The following is an 18,425-nucleotide window of genomic DNA, read 5'->3' as shown; positions in this document are numbered from 1 at the left end:
TCACACGAGGCACACACGTTGGTTAGGTTGACGCGGGCCGGGTCGACGCGTGGCGTTCGGGGCCCGGCCCCGGCGAGCCGCCGCGCGAGGCGGCCCAACTGCCCCGCACCGCATGGCAAGGAAGGAGCGTGTCCTCCATGGCGCCGGAGAACCGTGACGAGGTGCGGCGGCGGATCGCGTCCCTCTACGACCGGGCCGAGGACGCGACCGGGAACTTCAACGCGACGCGGGCCATGGCCGGCCGCTCGCGCTCCCGGGGCGTCCCACTGGCCAAACGGCGGGGCGATGGCGCCGATCCCTCGCTCGACGAGCTGACCCGGCGGTGGTTCGACGCCGCCCGCGCCGGCCTGGGACCGACGGTCCCCGCGGTCCTGCCGGCGGACCGGCGGCCCCTCCCCGCGCCGGCCGCCTCCCGGGACACCGCCCCCGCCGCCGGGCCCCGCGCCCTGGAACCCGGACTGCGCGAGACCCTCGCGCTGGAATCCGGGCCGCATGAGACCTCTGCGCTGGAATCCGGGCCGCGCGTGCCCCCCGCGCTGGAACCCGGCGCGCGGGAGCCCCTCGCCCTCCCGAGCGCCGAACGGCCGGCCCTGGAAAGCGGCTTGTCGGTACCGCCGCCCGAACCGGAGCGGGGTACGGATCGTGCGGGGCGCGGTTCGATGCGGGCACTCCCGAGCGGCGGCCCTTCACCGGCTCCGGAGAGCGGCCCCACGCCGGCCCTGGAAAGCGGTCCCACGGCTTCGCCGATCGCGGCCACCACACCTCAGCCGTCCGCCACCGTCACCACACCCCTCACCGGGACAGCCTTCGCCGGACCGCCCGTTCCCCTCACCCCCCTCCCCATGCCCAGGGTGCTCTCCGGCCGTCCCTCCCCTGTCCTCTCCAAGGACGGCAACCGGAGCAGACTGGCGGCGGCGCAGGCCCTCTTCGACCGGCACACCGCTCGACTCGCCCTCTCCGACACGGGTTCCGTCATCCTTCCCGCCGTGCCGCCCCGGTCGCCGTACGCCTCGCGGGCCGCGCGGGCCGTCGCCTTCGCCAGGGCGCAGGTCGGGAAGCCGTGCGTCTGGGGCGCGACGGGGCCCGGTTCCTACGACTGCTCCAGCCTGACCCGGGCCGCGTGGAAGGCCGCCGGGGTCACGCTGCCGCGGGCCGCGCACCGGCAGGCGCTCGCCGGGACACCGGTCACACTCGCCGAGCTGGAGCCCGGGGACCTCGTCGTGTTCTTCGACGACGACCGGCACGTGGGCCTGCACATCGGCGACGGCATGATGGTGCACGCCCCCGGCCCGGGCTCGACCATCCGCGAGGAGTCGGTCTTCGGCGCCGGCGAGACGGCGATCCACCGCATCGTCCGGCCGTCCTGAACCCCCTATAAGGCAGCCATGGACCAGGCATAAGATCACCTTATGAGGTCATAGACCGGACCCGCGTACTAACTTAGGTCTGCCTTAGTTTAAGCTTCCCAGTCGAGTCGCCTGTCCACGCTCGAAGGGAACAGATCATGCCGCGCCCCCTGCGGGTAGCCATCGTCGGAGCCGGCCCCGCCGGGATCTACGCCGCCGACGCCCTGCTCAAGTCCGACGTGGCCGCCGACCCCGGTGTGGCCATCGACCTCTTCGAGCGGATGCCCGCGCCGTTCGGTCTGATCCGTTACGGGGTCGCGCCCGACCACCCGCGCATCAAAGGCATCGTCACCGCCCTGCACCAGGTGCTGGACAAGCCGCAGATCCGGCTGTTCGGCAACGTCGACTACCCGACCGACATCAGCCTGGACGACCTGCGCGCCTTCTACGACGCGGTGATCTTCTCCACGGGTGCGATGGCCGACCGCGAACTGCGCATCCCCGGCATAGACCTGGACGGCTCCTACGGCGCCGCCGACTTCGTGTCCTGGTACGACGGTCACCCGGACGTGCCGCGCACCTGGCCGCTGGAGGCCGAGAAGGTCGCCGTGCTCGGCGTCGGCAACGTCGCGCTGGACGTGGCCCGCGTCCTCGCCAAGACCGCCGACGAACTGCTGCCGACCGAGATCCCGGCGAACGTGTACGAGGGCCTGAAGGCGAACAAGGCCCTGGAGATCCACGTCTTCGGGCGGCGCGGCCCGGCCCAGGCCAAGTTCAGCCCGATGGAGCTGCGGGAGCTGGACCACTCGCCGAACATCGAGGTCATCGTCGACCCCGAGGACATCGACTACGACGCGGGCTCGATCGAGATCCGGCGCGGCAACAAGCAGGCCGACATGGTCGCCAAGACCCTGGAGAACTGGGCGATCCGGGACGTCGGCGACCGTCCGCACAAGCTGTTCCTGCACTTCTTCGAGTCCCCGGCGGAGATCCTGGGCGAGGACGGCAAGGTCGTCGGCCTGCGCACCGAGCGCACCGCCCTGGACGGCATGGGGAACGTCAAGGGCACCGGCGAGTTCAAGGACTGGGACGTCACGGCCGTGTACCGCGCCGTCGGCTACCTCTCCGAGAAGCTCCCCAAGCTGCCCTGGGACATCGTCTCGGGCACCGTCCCGGACGACGGCGGCCGGGTGATCCAGGAGACCGGGGCTCCGCTCCAGTCCGCCTACGTCACCGGCTGGATCCGGCGCGGCCCGGTCGGGCTCATCGGCCACACCAAGGGCGACGCCAACGAGACCGTGGCCAACCTGCTGGACGACCACGCGAACGGCCGTCTGCAGACGCCGGCTTCGCCCGAGCCGGAGGCCGTGGACGCCTTCCTCGCCGAGCGCGGGGTCCGCTTCACCACCTGGGAGGGCTGGTACCGGCTGGACGCCGCCGAGCGCGCGCTGGGCGAGCCGCAGGACCGTGAGCGCGTGAAGATCGTCGAACGCGAGGACATGCTGCGGGAGAGCGGGGCGTAAGCACCCGGAGCGAGGGGGCCGGCGCCGACGCGCCGGCCCCTTTCCCTTTTCCCCCTTCCCCCCATTTCCAGGTCCCGCCGTCTCAGCCGTCTCGGTGGCGGGTCAGCTCCCGGCCGCCCACCATCGCCAGCGCCGCGACCAGCACGGCGAGCACCGCCGTCTGACCGAGCCCGCCGACGACGAGCACACCGGCTTCCGGGACACCCAGCCACGGGACGAGCGCCGCGATCCGTACGGCCAGGATCAGCAGGCCGAGGGCGGCCAGGGCGAGCGCGGCGCCGGGCGGGGTGGGGTCCGCGCGGCGGGCCTGCCACAGCAGCCAGCCGAGGGCTCCGACGGCGAAGCCGGTGGCGGGCGCCCACACGGTGTCGGGGACGCCACGCATCAGGACCACGGAGGCGCCCATCACCACACACCCGGCCAGATAGAGCCGGCCGGGCGAGCCCACCGGGAGCCGGGCGGGCGGCGCGTCCCGGTGCTGGGCGGCGCACAGGGTGAGCGCCGACACCCAGGCCAGCAGCGCCCCGGTCGTCGCGTACGCCGGATACGGGGGCACCCGGTCGCTCACCAGCGGGCCGAGCAGCGGCCACAGCGACGGCAGGGCGGCGCCGAGCGCCGCGGCCCTGGCGAGGCGGCGGCGGTCGTGGACGAGCGCGAAGTACGCGACCGTCCACAGCAGCGGCAGCACCCAGTCGAGGACGGCGATCACGGTCAGGGACGGGCCCCGGTCGGTGAACCCGCCGAGGAACAGCCGCCGCTCGCTCGCCCCGCGCGTGAACGACCAGGTCACTTCGAGGACCCGGTCGACCAGCGCGGCGGCCGCCTGGACGAGGACCGCGCACAGGGCGAAGTGGCGCGCCGCCGAACCCAGCAGGGCGTAGCGGAAGGGCGCGCCGGGGCCGCCGAGCCGGGTGCGGAGGGCGAGGGCCGCGACGCTGGCCACCTCGGCCAGGGTGGGCCTGCTCTGGTCCTGGGTGTCCCGGTCGAGGTCGCCCAGGTAGGTCTCGACCATCTCCTCCTCCCGTTCGCGGCGGTAGGAGGCGGGCAGCAGGCGCAGTACGGCGCGGTAGCGGGTCTCCAGCAGCGTGGTCACGCGTGACCTCCGGCGAGTCCGGGGGCGGCCGGGGGGACGTGGCCGGGCGAGGTCCGCGGGGCCGGGTGGGCGGCGCGGCCCTCGGCGATCCGCCTCTTGGCGGCGCCGGCGCCCGCGGCCATGCGCTCGGCCTCCGCGTCGAGGGTGGCGACTCCGTCGTCCGTGAGGCGGTAGTAGCGGCGCAGCCGGCCCTGCTGGACCTCCTCGCGGTCCAGCACGATCAGCCCGTCCGCGGTGAGCCGGTCCAGCACGCCGTACAGGGTGCCGACCCGCAGCAGCACCTCTCCGTCGGACAGTTCCTCGACCTCGCGCAGGATGCCGTAACCGTGCCGGGGCTGGTCGGCGAGCGCGGTCAGGACGAAGAACGCCGCCCGCGTCATGCTCTTCGCAGTCATGCGGACAGGATATATCGGCTGCCGATATATATCGCCGGGTGTGCGGGCAGTGCGTCTGCGCCGCGCGGGGTCCGCCCCTGAGCGGATGGGCGGGCGGGCCCCGCTCGGCGGCCCATTGTCGGGCGGCGCCGGACGCCGCCGCCACGGGTGTGCGGCGGTCACCCGCCGTGTTCCGGGCGCGCCCGTGTGGGCCCCGCGCACCCCGTGCGCGGGGGGCGTGCCTCGGGCGCCACGCGCGGCTCCCGGCCCCGGCCGACGTTTCGCGTGGCCGTGCGGTGATACTGGGAGGCGCATCCGCCCCCATCAGCAGATTGGCCCATGTCGAACTCCGCCGCCGACCGCGCCACCATCCCGCAGACCCTCTGGGCGGCCCGGGGCCGCCACACCGGTCCCGACCCCGGGGACGTCGTCCGCCGTACGCTGTGCCGGCACAAGGAGAGCGGCGCCATCGACGACTTCACCGAACCGCCCGTGCCCGATCCCGTGCCGGAGGAACCGGCCCACCGGGTCTTCGAGGCGCGCTGGCGGGCCGCCGGCACGGTGACCGTGCGGGCCCGGCTGACCCTCGTACCGCCCGAGGGCCGGACGCCGGGGCACGAGTGGCGGCTCGTCGCGGAAGGGGAGCGGCCCTGGGAGGACGCCTGGCCCTCGCCGGCGACCCTCTTCTGGCCCGAGACCGGGGCGGACGAGGGGGGCGACGGGGAGGACGGCGCCTGGGACCACCACGCCACCGTCGAGGGTCTCCGGCTGCGGCAGGTCAACGCGCTGCCCGCCGACGACAAGGAGATGCGCCGCCGGCTGAAGGACGCGGCCCGCGAAGGCTGGTGCGTGAACCTGGTCGTGCACGAGGCCATGACCCCGGACGAGCACGGCCGGCTGCCGCTGGCCCGGCTGCTGCCGCCCGGCCTGCGGCACCGCGTCGTGGAGCACCGCGCCGCCCCGCACCAGCTGCGGGCCGTCAACTGGGCGCTCAAGGACCTCGGGGTGGAGGTGCCGCGCGGCGGCGCCGTCCTGCTGCCGCCGGACCCGGAGCCCGCGGACTACGACAGCCGGGAGCACCGCGTGCGCAGCGTCTTCCTGGACGGCTCCGCGCCGACTGAACTCCTCGCCGCCCTGCGCCACTTCACCGCCCAGTCCCGCCCGCTGCCCCGGAGCGCCGAGGACGCGCTGACGGAGCTGCGCGAGAACTGGACGCTGCTGACCGCCCGGGAGGAGCTGGCGCGGGAGCGGGAGCTGGTCGCCATGTACGCCGGGGCGCTGGAGGCGATGACGAAGTCCCGGGACCTGTACAAGCAGGCCGCCGAGCAGGCTCTGGAGGCGCTGTCCGCCTACCGTGACGTCCCCGTGCCCGCGTTGCCGCGGCAGCAGCCGGCCGCTTCCTCCCGCACGTCCGGCCCGCTCCAGCAGTTGACGCGGACCTTCGAACGCTTGAAGTCCACGGCCAAGGGGCAGCGGTATTCGGTACCCGCCCAGGACGGCGCGCCGGACAGCTCCCCCGCCGCGCCCGAACAGGAGAGCGCCGACGGGACGACCACGGCCGACGGCACGGACCGGTCGTCGTAGCCCCGCCGTCGCGGAAGGAGGCCGGATGGATGCGACCACGACCCTGCTGGTGATCGCCGCCGTCGTCGCGGTGGTGCTGCTCGCGGTCGCCGTCGGGGTGCTGGTCAGGCTGGTCCGCACCCGGCGCACCCTGCGCCGGGCCGGGCTGCCGACGGGCCCGCGCTGGGTGTTCTGGGGCGCGGTCGCCTATCTGCTGCTCCCCACCGACCTGCTCCCCGACCCCGTCTACCTGGACGACATCGGCGTCCTCCTGCTCGCCCTGCGCAGCATGCGGGCCGCCCGCCCGCTGCCGCCGGATCCCACCCAACTCTGACCTGCGCGCACCGTGGCCAGGGGCGGGGCGGCACCCGTTCGGTCAGCTTCCCGCCCCGCGCCGCCGGGAGACGCCCACGGCCAGTCCCGCCGCGAGCACCGCCAGCGCCGCGAGCGCGGCGGCCGTCGCCGTCGTCGCGGCGAGCCAGGGCGGGGCGAGGGTGCCGTCCCACAGTCCGGCGAGGCCGGCCGGCCCGGTCCTGCCGAGCAGGTGCCCAGCGACCACCGCGCCGGTGACGCCCGCGGCGACCGCCGCCGCGACGAGCCGTACCGCCGTGGCCCGGGCGCGCAGGGCGAGGGCCGCCAGCATGCACAGTCCCGCGATGACGACCGTAGCTCCGAGGACGGCCTCGGACAGCCCGTCCCGGTAGCGCGGGGCGTGGGCCGCCCCGCACAGGAACACCAGCAGCGCGGCGGCCCGGGCGATCGACAGGGCGGCTTCCCCGCCCCGGCCCGGCGGTCGGCCCTCGGCTGCCTGGTTCCTGGCGGGCCGGTCCTCGGCGGCCCGGGCCGGTGCCGGCCGGTCCTTCCGCTCGGTCCCGGCCCTGGCGAGGAGCGCGGCCGGCGGGGCGGCCGATCCCGGATGCCGTCGCACGGGGTCGGCCTCGGCCGGGGGCCCGGCGGCGGAGGGGTCCTCGGCGAGCCGGCCGATCAGCTCGGCGAGTTCCTCCACCGGCCGGCTGACGGCCGCCGCCCGTACGGCCTCCTGGCGGCAGCGGCGTTTCCACCGGGGCGTCGTGCAGCAGCCGCATCAGCCGGGTCACGTCGTCCAGGGACCGGTGTGCGGCCGCCGCGCGGATCGCCTCGTCCGCGCTGTCGGACTCCCGGGGCGGCTCGGTGAGCAGCGCGACCAGGCGGGTGACGTCCTCCACGGACCGGCCGACCCCCGCGGCGCGCAGCGCGTCCGCCGCGGTGCGGGCGTGCTCGGGCGAGCGCTCCAGCAGCATGACCAGCCGCGCGACGTCCTCCACTGGACGGTCCGCGACGGCCGCGCGGACCAGGTCGTGCAGCGGGTCACCGTCCGGGAGACCCTGCGGCCGGCCGTCCCCGGGCGGTGCGGCCGGCCACTGCTCCACGGACTGCGGGGCCGGCGCGACCGCGATGCCGGCTATGACGGAGTCGTCGGGACGTGGGGACTCAGAGCGGGTCGTCATCTCGGCTCCAGGAGACTCCGGGAGAAGGGTGCGGCCGCCGTCGCGCCCCCGCGCGCGGCATCGCCGCACTCCAGTACGCGTCACTGCCCTCCATTACTAGGAGCGGGTGCCCGGCCCCGCCACCGGGACGGGCCAGGGGTGTGAGCGGACGGCCGGCGCCGGCCCTCCCGGCCCCGCGCACCGCGGATCCGGCGCGGGCGGCCCCACCCGTCCCTCCCCCGCCCAGGTGCATCCTCCGGTGCTCGTGGCGCATTCTTGCTGTGTCATCCACCCTGAGGCGCACGGGACGAGGTAGGGCCGATGGCCGGGAGCGGCGAGGAGGCGGTCCGTGGGCGGGACCGCCTTGCCGCGCTCCTGGCCGAGACCTCGACGGGCGCGCTCGGCGCGGCCCGGGGCCGGATGGCGGGCGTCTATCTCCGCTCCGGCACGCCCCGGCTGCTGCGTCTGGCGGTGCTCGCGGGACTGCCCGGGCCGCTGTTCAAGCCCTGGTGGCGGCTGCACGTGGACCGGCCCTTCCCGGTCTCCGACGCCTACCGGCTGGGCGTGCCGGTGCTGCTGCCGAACGCCACCGAGACGGTGCGCAGGTATCCGCAGTTCGCGGCGGGGCTGCCGTTCCCGTTCGGCTCGGTGCACGTGCCCGTGCCGGGGGGCGGGGGCGAGCCGCTGGGCGTGCTCACGGTGCTGCGGCCGGCGATCGCCGAGTCGGCGGACGAACTCCCGGACCGGGAACTGCTCGCCCGGCTGGCCGAGGGGCTCGGCGCCGAGCTGCTGGGACTCGCCGACGGCGACCCGGCGGCGGTCGCCTGGGAGGCGGACCCGCTGTGTGTCCGGCCGCCCGCGAGCCTGCCGGCGCGGGCGGCGGCGGGCCGCTTCAGCTGGGACCCGGTGAGCTGCTCGGTGGAGGCGGACGAACGGCTGCACGCGCTGCTCGGCCTGCGGCCCGGCGAGTTCGCGGGGACGGACACGGCGCTCGCGGACGCGGTGGCGCCCTCCGACGCGCGGCGGATCCTGGCCGCGCTGCGCGACGCGGCGGCCGGCCGGCCGCCCGACGCGCCCCTGGGCCTGCGGTCGCCGCACGGGGCGCCGCGGCTGCTGGACCTGTGGCCGGTGCCGGGCGGCGGTCCCGCCCGGATCGGCGGGGTGGTCGTCGAGCCCGGTCCGGGCGCGTTCGCCGACGGCGCCGCCGATCTGCTGCCGCAGGGCGTGCTGTGCGTCGACCGGACGGGCGTGATCGTGTACGTGAACCCGGCCGCCGCCCGGCTCGCGGGGCGGGAGCCGGAGTGGCTGCTCGGGCGGGAGCTGTGGGACGGCGTGCCCTGGCTGGCCGGGCCGCCGTACGACGACCACCTGCGGGGCGCGCTGCTGTCCGCCGACCCGGTGCACTTCCCTGTGCGGCGGCCGCCCGGGGGCCCCGGGAAGGGCGGGAAGGGCGACTGGCTCGCGGTGTCGGTGCATCCCGGTCCCGACCTGCTGGCCTGCACCATCGTCCCGGCCACCCGGATGGACGCGCCGGTCGAGCCGGTCGCGGGCGCCCGGGTGCCGCCGGACGGGGTGACGCATGTACCCGAGGACCCGGCGGACGGCCTGCCGGGCGGGCCGGCGCTGGAGCCGCTGTACCGGCCGATCGCGCTGGCCATCGCGCTGACGGACGCGGTCACCGCCCGGCAGGTGTCGGCGGTGGTGGTGCGGGAGCTGCTGCCCACGTTCGGGGGCCGCCGATTGGCCATCTACCTGCTGCAGGAGCGTCATCTGTACCTGGCCTGGGAGACCGGCTTCCCGCACGGCTTCCTGGCACCGTTCGAGGGAGTCGGCCTGGACGCCCATCTGCCGGGGGTGGAGACCCTCACCACGGGCCGGCCGCTGTTCTTCGAGTCGATGCAGCAGATGGCCGCCGCCTACCCGGGCATGCCGCTCGACGCCGACGAGGGCGCCCGCGCCTTCCTGCCGCTGATCGCCTCCGGGCGGCCGGTCGGCTCGTGCATCCTCGGCTTCGAGGGCTCGCGCGGGTTCAGCACCGAGGAGCGCACGGTGCTGACCGCGCTGGCCGGGCTGATCGCGCACGCCATGGAGCGGGCGCAGCGCTACGACAGCGAGGCGGCGCTCGCCCGCGGCCTCCAGCAGGCGCTGCTGCCGCGCCGGCTGTGTGCGCACCCGCGGGTGGAGACGGCGGGCCGGTATCTGCCGGGCACCCAGGGCATGGACGTGGGCGGCGACTGGTACGACGTGGTGGGGGCCGGGGACGGGCTCGCGCTGGTGATCGGCGATGTGCAGGGGCACGGGGTGCAGGCGGCGGCCACCATGGGCCAGGTGCGCAGCGCGGTGCGCGCCTTCGCGCTGGGCGACCGGCCTCCGGACGAGGTGCTCAGCGGCACCAACCACCTGTTGATCGACCTGGACCCGGGCCAGTTCGCCAGCTGCTGCTATCTGCGTCTGGACCCGGCGACCGGCCGGTCCCGGGTGGCCCGCGCGGGCCACCCGCCGCCGCTGCTGCGCGACCCCCGCGGCCGGACCCGGGTCCTCGACATCCCCGGCGGTGTGGTCCTCGGCGTCGACCCGTTGGCCCGCTACCCCGTGACCGAGCTGCTGCTGGAGCCGGACGCGATCCTCGCCCTGTACACGGACGGTCTCGTGGAGCGGCCGGGCGCCGACATCGACGACGGCATCACGGCGCTGCGGCTCGCCCTGGCCCGGGCCGGCCGCGCGGCGGGCCGGCGGGGCGGGCGGTCGCTCTCGGGGGTCGCCGACCGGCTGACCGCGACCGCCCGGGGGGCCAGGGACCGGCCCGACGACGTCGCGCTGCTGCTGGCCGCCCGGCGGGCCGGTCCCGGAAGCCGGTGATCGGGGGCGGCGGGGAAAGATCGGGACCACGGTCTCGCCTGACGGCGCCGGGCAGTGTAGACATGGGCACATGGTGCGACTGCCCGGCCGGCCCGTGACGCGGCCGCCCCTGCCTTTCGGGCAACCGCGCGCACAGCGGGGGCCGCGTCCGCAGGGCGCGGGCGGCGAACGGCCGGGTGTGCTGTGGGCGGCGGTGACCGGGCGGAACCTGGCCGGGCAGGTGTTCGTCCTGCAGGTGGTGATCGTGCTGCTGCTGGTCGTGTCGGCCGTGGTGGCGCAGGTGCTCCAGGTGCAGCACGACAGCACCCAGGAGGCCCGCAACCGGTCGCTGGCCGTCGCCGAGACCTTCGCCAACGGGCCCGGCACGGCCGCGGCGCTGCGCGCCCCGAATCCGTCGGCGGTCCTCCAGCCGAAGGCGGAGGCGGCCCGCAAGGCGTCCCACGTGGACTTCCTGGTGGTGATGAACACCGACGGCGTCCGTTACACGCACCCCATGCCCGACCGCATCGGCAAGAAGTTCGTCGGCACGACAGGGCCGGCCCTGGCCGGGGGCACCGTGGTCGAGGAGATCAACGGGACGATCGGACAGCTCGTGCAGGTCGTCGTCCCGGTGAAGGACGCCGGCGGCCAGGTGGTCGGCCTGGTGTCGGCCGGTATCACCACCGAGCACGTCGGCGGCACCGCCGACCAGCAGCTGCCCCTGCTGCTGGCGGCAGCGGCGGCGGCGCTCGCGCTGGCCACCGCGGGCACCGCGCTGGTCTCCCGGCGGCTGCTGCACCAGACGCACGGGCTCGGTCCCGCCGAGATGACGCGCATGTACGAGCACCACGACGCCGTCCTGCACGCGGTCCGCGAGGGTGTGCTGATCGCCGGCGGCGACGGCCGGCTGCTGCTCGCCAACGACGAGGCGCACCGGCTGCTGGACCTGCCCGAGGACGCCGAGGGGCGCGCCGTCGCGGAGCTGGGCCTGGACGGCGAGACGGCGGAGCTGCTGGCCTCCGGCCGGGTCGCGACGGACGAGGTGCACCTGGTCAAGGACCGGCTGCTGGCGATCAACCAGCGGCCCACCGATCTGCGCGGCGGCCCGCCGGGCAGCGTCACGACGCTGCGCGACTCCACCGAGCTGCGGGCCCTGTCCGGGCGCGCGGAGGTGGCCCGGGAGCGGCTGAACATGCTGTACGACGCCGGGGTGGGCATCGGCACCAGCCTGGACGTGACCCGCACGGCCGAGGAGCTGGCCGAGCTGGCGGTGCCCCGGTTCGCGGACTTCGCGACGGTGGACCTGTTCGACGCGGTGCTGCGCGGCGACGAGCCGAAGCCGGGGACGGGACTGCGCCGGGCGGCCGTGGCCGGGATCCGCAAGGACGCCCCGCTGTACCCGGTCGGCGAGCACATCCGGTTCGTGGCCACCTCGCCGCAGGCCCGGAGCCTGACCACCGGGCAGCCGGTGGTCGAGCCCCGGCTGCGGGACGCCCGCGGCTGGCGGGCCCAGGACCTGGAGCGCACCGACCAGGCGCTGGCGTACGGCATCCACTCGCTGATCACGGTGCCGCTGCGCGCGGGCAGCCTGGTGCTCGGCGTGGCGACCTTCTGGCGGTCGGAGCGGCCGCAGCCGTTCGACACCGAGGAACTGGCCCTGGCGGAGGAGCTGGTGGCGCGCGCGGCGGTGTCCATCGACAACGCCCGCCGGTACACCCGCGAGCACAGCATGGCGGTGACCCTGCAGCGCAGCCTGCTGCCCCGGTCGCTGCCCGAACAGGGCGCCCTGGACCTGGCCTACCGCTATCTGCCGGCGCAGTCGGGGGTGGGCGGCGACTGGTTCGACGTGCTGCCGCTGTCCGGTGCGCGGGTGGCGCTGGTCGTCGGTGACGTGGTGGGGCACGGTCTGCACGCGGCGGCGACGATGGGCCGGCTGCGGACGGCGGTGCACAACTTCTCGTCGCTTGACCTGCCGCCCGACGAACTCCTCGGCCTGCTGGACGAGTTGGTGGGCCGGATCGACCAGGACGAGGTCCCGGCGGACGGCGCGGCCGTCGTCACCGGCGCGACCTGCGTGTACGCGATCTACGACCCGGTGTCCCGGCGGTGCACGATCGCCCGGGCCGGCCATCCGCCGCCCGCCCTGGTGCGTCCCGACGGCCGGGTGGAGTACCCGGACGTGCCGGCGGGCCCGCCGCTTGGCCTGGGCGGGCTGCCGTTCGAGACGGCCGAACTGGAGCTGGCCGAGGGCAGCCGGCTGGTGCTCTACACCGACGGGCTGGTGGAGGACCGGGAACGGGACATCGACGAGGGCCTGGAGATGCTGCGCGACGCCCTGGGCCGGACGCCGGGCGACTCCCCCGAGGAGACCTGCCGGGCGGTGCTGGAGCGGCTGCCGAAGCGGCCGAGCGACGACGTGGCGCTGATCGTGGCCCGCACCCGGGTGCTGGGCGCCGGGCAGGTCGCCGAATGGCAGGTGCCCTCGGACCCGGCGGCCGTCTCGCAGGTGCGCTCCTCGGTGACGGAGCAGCTGGCCGCATGGGGGCTGGACGAACTGGCCTTCACCACCGAGCTGGTGCTGAGCGAGCTGGTCACCAACGCCATCCGGTACGGGCGGGGCCCGATCGGGGTACGGCTGCTGCGCGACCGGACGCTGATCTGCGAGGTCTCCGACGGCAGCACCACCTCCCCGCATCTGCGGTACGCGGCGAGCACGGACGAGGGCGGCCGGGGCCTGTTCCTGGTGGCGCAGCTCGCCGAGCGCTGGGGCACCCGGTACACCCCGCACGGCAAGGTGATCTGGGCGGAGCAGCCGCTGCCCTGAGCCGGGCGCCGTCCGGCGCCCGGCTCAGGGCAGCGGCCAGGGGCGGGTTCGGCTACTCGTCGACGACGGAGCCGAAGTGGGCGCCGTGCGCGGGGGCGCCGAGGGCGGCGGCGCCGTAGGAGCGGGAGCCGTCGGCGAGCAGTCCGCCGGCGCTCGCGGGCAGCAGCCAGACCGCGCCGTCGCCGGCGTTCTCGCCCGGTGCGGCGGCCACCAGTTCGGCGCGGCCGTCACGGTCGGTGTCCACGAGCCGCACCTGGGCGCCCCATGCGTCGCCGGTCTCGGCCGTGCCGGGGATGCCGGCGGTGTTCTGGTCGAAGGACTGGGCGCCGGTGCCAGTCAGGCCCTGCCGGGTGCCGCGCAGCAGCCAGACGGCGCCCGCGTCGGCGACGGTGCCGATGTCCTCGCCGGGCGCGCCGACCGCGACGTCCGCGTAGCCGTCGCCGTTCACGTCGGCCACCGAGAGGTCGTTGCCCCAGGCGTCGCCCGCCTCGGCGGTGCCGGGCACGCCCGGGGAGTTCTGCGACCACCACTGCGGGGCGGTGCCCGGGCCCTGGGTGCCGGCCGGGCCGTCCGCGCCGCCGCGGTAGACGGCGATCAGACCGCCGGGCGCGCTGGTGTCGCCGGCCTGGTCGTCGACGGCGCTGCGCTGGCCGACCACGAGGTCGTCGTAACCGTCGCCGTCGATGTCGCCGGACGCGGAGCCGAGTCCGCCGTGCAGGTCGCGGCGGTAGCCGAGGCCTTCGGCGCCGCCCGCGTAGTACGCCGACCAGCCCATGGCGTAGTCGTCGTCGGGGCTGTACCCGGAGACGACGAGGTCGGCGAAGCCGTCGCGGTCGTAGTCGCCGGTGGTGAGGTAGGCGCCCTGGAGGCGGTGGCCGGTGGAGTGCGGGGTGCCGACCTGGCGCAGGACGCCGGCGTGCCAGGTGAACACGTTCAGGCCGGACGTCTGGTCGAGGACGACGAGCTGGTCGGCGTCGATGTCGCCGGTGAACCGGGCGGCGGCCACCGCGAGGCCGAAGCGGGCGCCGGCGGTGGGCCGGGCGGCGGTGAGCGAGGCGGTCCGCTCGGCGCCGAGGCCGCCCTTCGAGCCGTACAGGACGGTCACCCGGCCGGCGTCCTCGGTGCCGCCCTCGTCCTCGCCGGGCGCGCCGATCACCGCGTCGTCGTAGCCGTCGCCGTCCAGGTCGCCGGTGGCCACGGCCCCGCCGAAGCGGTCGCCGGCCTCGGAGGTGCCGGGCACGCCCGCGGTGGACTGGCCGACGACCTGGACGCGCCCCCTGGGAACGGTGGCGTGGGTGCCGATGCCGTTCGGGGCGCCGTACTGGACGGTGACGTAGCCGGCGCCCTCCTGGCCGGCGTCGGTGCCGTCCGGGGCGCCGGTGAGGAGGTCGGCGTAGCCGTCGCCGTCGAAGTCGCAGTTGCGGTCGGCGGCCGCGGTGCCGCCGGGTACGCCCGCGAACGCGGCCGGCGCGGCGAGGATGCCCGCCGAGGCCAGCAGCAGGAAGGAGGCCGCGGCGACGGCAGCGGATCCTGTGGTGCGGCGCGTGAAGCTGGTCATGTCCCTTGCCCCCGTGGGTCGTTGACGCCTGTGGCGGTCGGCGGGTCGGTGCCGACACGGGGTTCGACCCGGCGCCCCCGGCAGGGGTTGTGGGGGCGCCGGGGGCTGTGACAGGGCGGTGACAGCCGTTGCGGGAGCGGGACGCTCCGGGCCGGTCAGCCGAGGGCGCGGTCCAGGTTGAAGGCGGCGCTGATCAGGGACAGGTGGGTGAACGCCTGCGGGAAGTTGCCCTGTTGCTCGCCGGTGCGGCCGATCTCCTCGGCGTACAGGCCGAGATGGTTGGCGTAGGTGAGCATCTTCTCGAAGGCCAGCCGGGCCTCGTCGACCCGGCCGGCCCGCACCAGCGCCTCGACGTACCAGAACGAGCAGATGGAGAAGGTGCCCTCGTCGCCGCGCAGGCCGTCGGGGCTGGCGGCGGGGTCGTAGCGGTAGACCAGGGAGTCGGAGACCAGGTCCTCGGTGAGGGCGTCCAGGGTGGACAGCCACTTGGGGTCGGTGGGGGCGATGAACTTGGCGAGCGGCATCATCAGCAGGGAGGCGTCCAGGACGTCGCCGCCCTCGTACTGCACGAACGCGGAGCGGCGTTCGCACCAGCCGCGGTCCATGATCCGCCGGTAGATGGCGTCGCGGGACTGCCGCCAGCGGGGCAGGTCGGCGGGCAGGCCGCGGCGGTTGGCGAGCCGGATGGCGCGCTCGACGGCCACCCAGCACATCAGCCGGGAGTACAGGAAGTTCCGGCGGCCGCCCCGGGTCTCCCACACGCCCTCGTCGGGCTGGTCCCAGTGGTCGCACACCCAGCTCACCAGCCGGCACACGTCGTCCCACTGGGCGCTGGAGATGGGCTGGGCCCACTTGTCGTAGAGGTAGATGGAGTCGATGAGGGCGCCGTAGATGTCGAGCTGGAGCTGGCCGACGGCGGCGTTGCCGACCCGGACCGGTGCCGAGCCGTGGTGCCCCTCCAGGTGCGGCACCTCGCGCTCGGGCAGCTCGGTGCGGCCGTCGATGCCGTACATGATCTGGAGCGGGCCCAGGCCGTCGTGGCAGCCGGGGCTGATGTGCGTGGTCAGGAAGCGCATGAACGCCTCGGCCTCGCCGGTGAAGCCCAGCCTCAGCAGCGCGTACACGGCGAAGGCGGCGTCGCGCACCCACACGTACCGGTAGTCCCAGTTGCGCTCGCCGCCGAGCTGCTCGGGCAGGCTGGTGGTGGGGGCGGCGACGATGGCGCCGGTGGGGGCGTAGGTGAGGAGTTTGAGGGTGAGCGCGGAGCGGTGCACCATCTCCCGCCAGCGGCCCCGGTAGCGGGACTGGTGCAGCCAGTGCCGCCAGTAGGCGACCGTGGCGTTGAACTGGTGCTCGGCCTCGGCGTGGGCGCAGCCGCGCGGGGCGATGACGTCGTCCACCTGGTCGAGGGCGAACACCGCGGACTCGCCCTCGCCGAGTTTGAAGTCGGCGCGCGCGTCGCGGTCGTCGCACTCCAGGGCGACGGTGGCGGTGAGCGCCAGCGCCTGGTCCGCCGACTCGAACAGCACCAGGTCGTCCGTGGGCCGCAGGGTGTGGGGGGCGGCGCCGTAGTCGAAGCGGGGGGCGACCAGCACCCGGAAGGGCACGGTGCCGCGGACGCACACCACGCGCCGGATCAGCCGGTGCCGGCCGGTCTCGGCGGGGGCCTCGCCGTCGACCGGCATGAAGTCCTGCACCTCGCCGACGCCGTCCTCGGTGAAGAAGCGGGTGATCAGCACGTTGGTGTCGGGGAAGTAGAACTGCTTGGTCCGGGCCGGTACGGCGGCGGCCAGCTCGAAGCGGCCGCCGCGCTCGGCGTCCAGGATCGCGGCGAAGACGCTGGGTGAGTCGAAGGACGGGCTGCAGTACCAGTCGATGGTGCCGTTGCTGCCGACCAGGGCCACGCTGCGCAGGTCGCCGATGAGGCCGTGCTCGGCGATGGGCAGGTAGCGCGGGCCGCGGGACGGGTCCTCGGGTGACGGGGTCTCGGCCATCGCCGGCCTCCCGGTACGTGGTGCGGGTGATGTCCAGCTTACGGGCGAGTGCTTCCGTGTCACGTGGGCAGGCGCTCCTCACTCGCCCCCTGGGGGCGCCTTCGCGGACGCGGGGTGCGCCGGGGCGCGGGATACGGAATGGTGAGAGTGTGCTCCATTCGGAGGCACCGGCACGGATGCGGTCATCCGGACCGAGGAGGAGGCATCATGTCGACATCCACACCCGAAGAGTCCCGGTCGTCCGACGACCACTGCACCCCGGACGCCCTGCTGCACTCCGCGCCCGCGCGGGGCGTCTCCGCCGAGGACCTGGTGATGGCGGCGGGCAGGGACGTCACCCCGCAGACCCTCGACTGGGCCCGTCGCAAGCTGGAGACGGAGGGGCCGGCGGCCATCGAGAAGCTGCTGCCGTAGGGCGGTCCGGTACCGGCCCGCGCGGGCGGTGAACGGGGAGCGACCGGCCGGGCACGGGCTGCCCGGCCGGTCGCTCCTGCGCTCGGGAACCCGAAGTCCCCGGACACTTGCGGCGCGTGGGTCACGGGAGTTCCCTGGAAGTACCGGCGGTGAAGCGAGCGCGAGAGGCCACGGCGGCCACGCCCTGGTCTGCATCCCCGGCGGCGGCCCGTGCCCGCTGCCGCCTTCCAGCGCTCGTCGCGGAGGTGACTTCAGGTGAAGGCCGTTGTCTACGAAAAGCCCTTCAGCGTCACGGTGAGGGACGTCGACGATCCGCGGATCCAGCATCCGAACGACGTGCTCGTACGGGTCACGTCGACCGCGATCTGCGGATCGGACCTGCATATGTACGAGGGCCGCACGGCAGCCGAGCCGGGCATCGTCTTCGGGCACGAGAACCTCGGGGTCGTCGAGGAGACCGGGGACGGCGTGACCTCCCTGTCCGTGGGGGACCGCGTCGTGATGCCGTTCAACGTCGCCTGCGGATTCTGCAAGAACTGTCTCGCCGGGGAGACCGGGTTCTGTCTGACGGTCAACCCCGGATTCGCCGGCGGCGCGTACGGCTATGTCGCCATGGGCCCCTACACGGGCGGCCAGGCCGAGCTGCTGCGGGTGCCGTTCGCCGACTTCAACTGTCTGAAGCTGCCGGCGGGCGAGGAGTTCGAGACGGACTTCGTGCTGCTGGCGGACATCTTCCCGACCGGGTACCACGGCTGTGAGCTGGCCCAGGTCACCCCCGGCGAGACGGTCGCCGTGTACGGCGCGGGTCCGGTGGGTCTGATGGCCGCCTACTCGGCGCTGCTGCGCGGCGCGGCGAAGGTGTTCTCGGTGGACCGGGTGCCGGAGCGGCTGGCCAAGGCGGAGGAGATCGGGGCCGTACCGGTCGACTTCACGAAGGGCGACCCGGCCGAGCAGATCAAGGAGCAGACGAAGGGAGAGGGCACCGACAAGGGCGTGGACGCCGTCGGCTACCAGGCCCAGGCGCACGACACCAGCCACGAGGAACCCGCCATCGTGCTGAACGCGCTGGTGGAGACGGTCCGGGCGACCGGCAGGCTCGGAGTGCCGGGGCTGTACGTGCCCTCCGACCCGGGCGGACCCGACGAGCACGCCAAGCACGGCCAGCTGCTCGTCTCGATCGGCCGGATGTTCGAGAAGGGGCAGAAGATGGGCACCGGTCAGTGCAACGTCAAGCGGTACAACCGCCAGTTGCGCGACCTGATCATCGCCGGGCGGGCCAAGCCCTGCTTCGTGGTCTCCCATGAGCTGTCGCTGGAGGAGGCGCCGGGGGCGTACGAGAAGTTCGACAAGCGGATCGAGGGCTACACCAAGGTGGTCCTGCATCCGGGTCACGCGCTGGCCGCGTGAGACGGGGCGAGGGGATGGGCGAGGG

General features: G+C 75.0%; 13 protein-coding genes. 8 read left to right on the top strand and 5 right to left on the bottom strand.

Annotated features, from left to right (window positions below):
• Positions 1-137 precede the first annotated feature (137 nt).
• Positions 138-1,367 carry a C40 family peptidase gene (locus NX794_RS15725; protein WP_258779158.1) on the top strand — a complete coding sequence of 410 codons (1,230 nt, stop codon included), beginning with the start codon at positions 138-140 and terminating at the stop codon, positions 1,365-1,367.
• A 137-nt stretch (positions 1,368-1,504) separates the two neighbouring features.
• Entirely contained in the window at positions 1,505-2,869 is a 1,365-nt protein-coding gene (locus tag NX794_RS15720; RefSeq protein WP_258779157.1) for an FAD-dependent oxidoreductase, read from the top strand.
• An 82-nt stretch (positions 2,870-2,951) separates the two neighbouring features.
• Here NX794_RS15720 and NX794_RS15715 read toward each other — a convergent pair whose 3' ends face one another.
• Positions 2,952-3,962 carry a hypothetical protein gene (locus NX794_RS15715; protein ID WP_258779156.1) on the bottom strand — a complete coding sequence of 337 codons (1,011 nt, stop codon included), beginning with the start codon at positions 3,960-3,962 and terminating at the stop codon, positions 2,952-2,954.
• Positions 3,959-4,342 (bottom strand): PadR family transcriptional regulator, encoded by a 384-nt coding sequence (locus NX794_RS15710; protein ID WP_258779291.1) that lies wholly within the window; start codon positions 4,340-4,342, stop codon positions 3,959-3,961. The genes NX794_RS15715 and NX794_RS15710 overlap by 4 nt, the downstream gene beginning before the upstream one ends.
• A 333-nt stretch (positions 4,343-4,675) precedes the next feature.
• Between NX794_RS15710 and NX794_RS15705 the strand changes: the two genes are divergently transcribed.
• Both NX794_RS15705 and NX794_RS15700 read left to right on the top strand, forming a co-directional pair.
• A complete protein-coding gene (locus NX794_RS15705) occupies positions 4,676-5,920 on the top strand; it encodes a hypothetical protein (protein WP_258779155.1) in 1,245 nt (414 codons plus the stop codon).
• Positions 5,921-5,945: 25 nt separating this feature from the next.
• Positions 5,946-6,233, top strand: a complete 288-nt coding sequence (locus NX794_RS15700; protein WP_258779154.1) for a DUF1232 domain-containing protein — start codon at positions 5,946-5,948, stop codon at positions 6,231-6,233.
• 42 nt (positions 6,234-6,275) lie between these two features.
• Here the strand turns inward: NX794_RS15700 and NX794_RS15695 are convergent, their stop codons facing one another.
• Positions 6,276-6,905, bottom strand: coding sequence for a hypothetical protein (locus NX794_RS15695; protein ID WP_258779300.1), 630 nt, complete (start codon positions 6,903-6,905; stop codon positions 6,276-6,278).
• A gap of 781 nt (positions 6,906-7,686) precedes the next feature.
• Between NX794_RS15695 and NX794_RS15690 the strand changes: the two genes are divergently transcribed.
• Both NX794_RS15690 and NX794_RS15685 read left to right on the top strand, forming a co-directional pair.
• Positions 7,687-10,224 carry a SpoIIE family protein phosphatase gene (locus NX794_RS15690; protein ID WP_258779153.1) on the top strand — a complete coding sequence of 846 codons (2,538 nt, stop codon included), beginning with the start codon at positions 7,687-7,689 and terminating at the stop codon, positions 10,222-10,224.
• Between the two features lie 70 nt (positions 10,225-10,294).
• The gene (locus tag NX794_RS15685) at positions 10,295-13,027 is read left to right on the top strand and encodes a SpoIIE family protein phosphatase (protein WP_309505996.1); all 2,733 of its coding nucleotides are present in this window, start codon (positions 10,295-10,297) and stop codon (positions 13,025-13,027) included.
• A 52-nt stretch (positions 13,028-13,079) separates the two neighbouring features.
• Here NX794_RS15685 and NX794_RS15680 read toward each other — a convergent pair whose 3' ends face one another.
• Both NX794_RS15680 and NX794_RS15675 read right to left on the bottom strand, forming a co-directional pair.
• A complete protein-coding gene (locus tag NX794_RS15680; RefSeq protein WP_258779152.1) occupies positions 13,080-14,585 on the bottom strand; it encodes an FG-GAP repeat protein in 1,506 nt (501 codons plus the stop codon).
• Positions 14,586-14,740: 155 nt separating this feature from the next.
• Positions 14,741-16,579 (bottom strand): glycoside hydrolase family 15 protein, encoded by a 1,839-nt coding sequence (locus NX794_RS15675; RefSeq protein ID WP_258779151.1) that lies wholly within the window; start codon positions 16,577-16,579, stop codon positions 14,741-14,743.
• A 207-nt stretch (positions 16,580-16,786) separates the two neighbouring features.
• Between NX794_RS15675 and NX794_RS15670 the strand changes: the two genes are divergently transcribed.
• Positions 16,787-16,993: a hypothetical protein gene (locus tag NX794_RS15670; protein ID WP_258779150.1), complete on the top strand. Its 207-nt coding sequence runs from the start codon at positions 16,787-16,789 to the stop codon at positions 16,991-16,993.
• Between the two features lie 255 nt (positions 16,994-17,248).
• Positions 17,249-18,400, top strand: a complete 1,152-nt coding sequence (locus tag NX794_RS15665; RefSeq protein ID WP_258779149.1) for a glutathione-independent formaldehyde dehydrogenase — start codon at positions 17,249-17,251, stop codon at positions 18,398-18,400.
• Positions 18,401-18,425 lie beyond the last annotated feature (25 nt).

This window comes from Streptomyces pyxinicus (assembly GCF_024753135.1).
Taxonomy (GTDB): domain Bacteria; phylum Actinomycetota; class Actinomycetes; order Streptomycetales; family Streptomycetaceae; genus Streptomyces; species Streptomyces pyxinicus.
The sequence above is the reverse complement of the archived record's forward strand: the minus strand, read 5'-3'. Positions and strand labels throughout refer to the sequence as shown.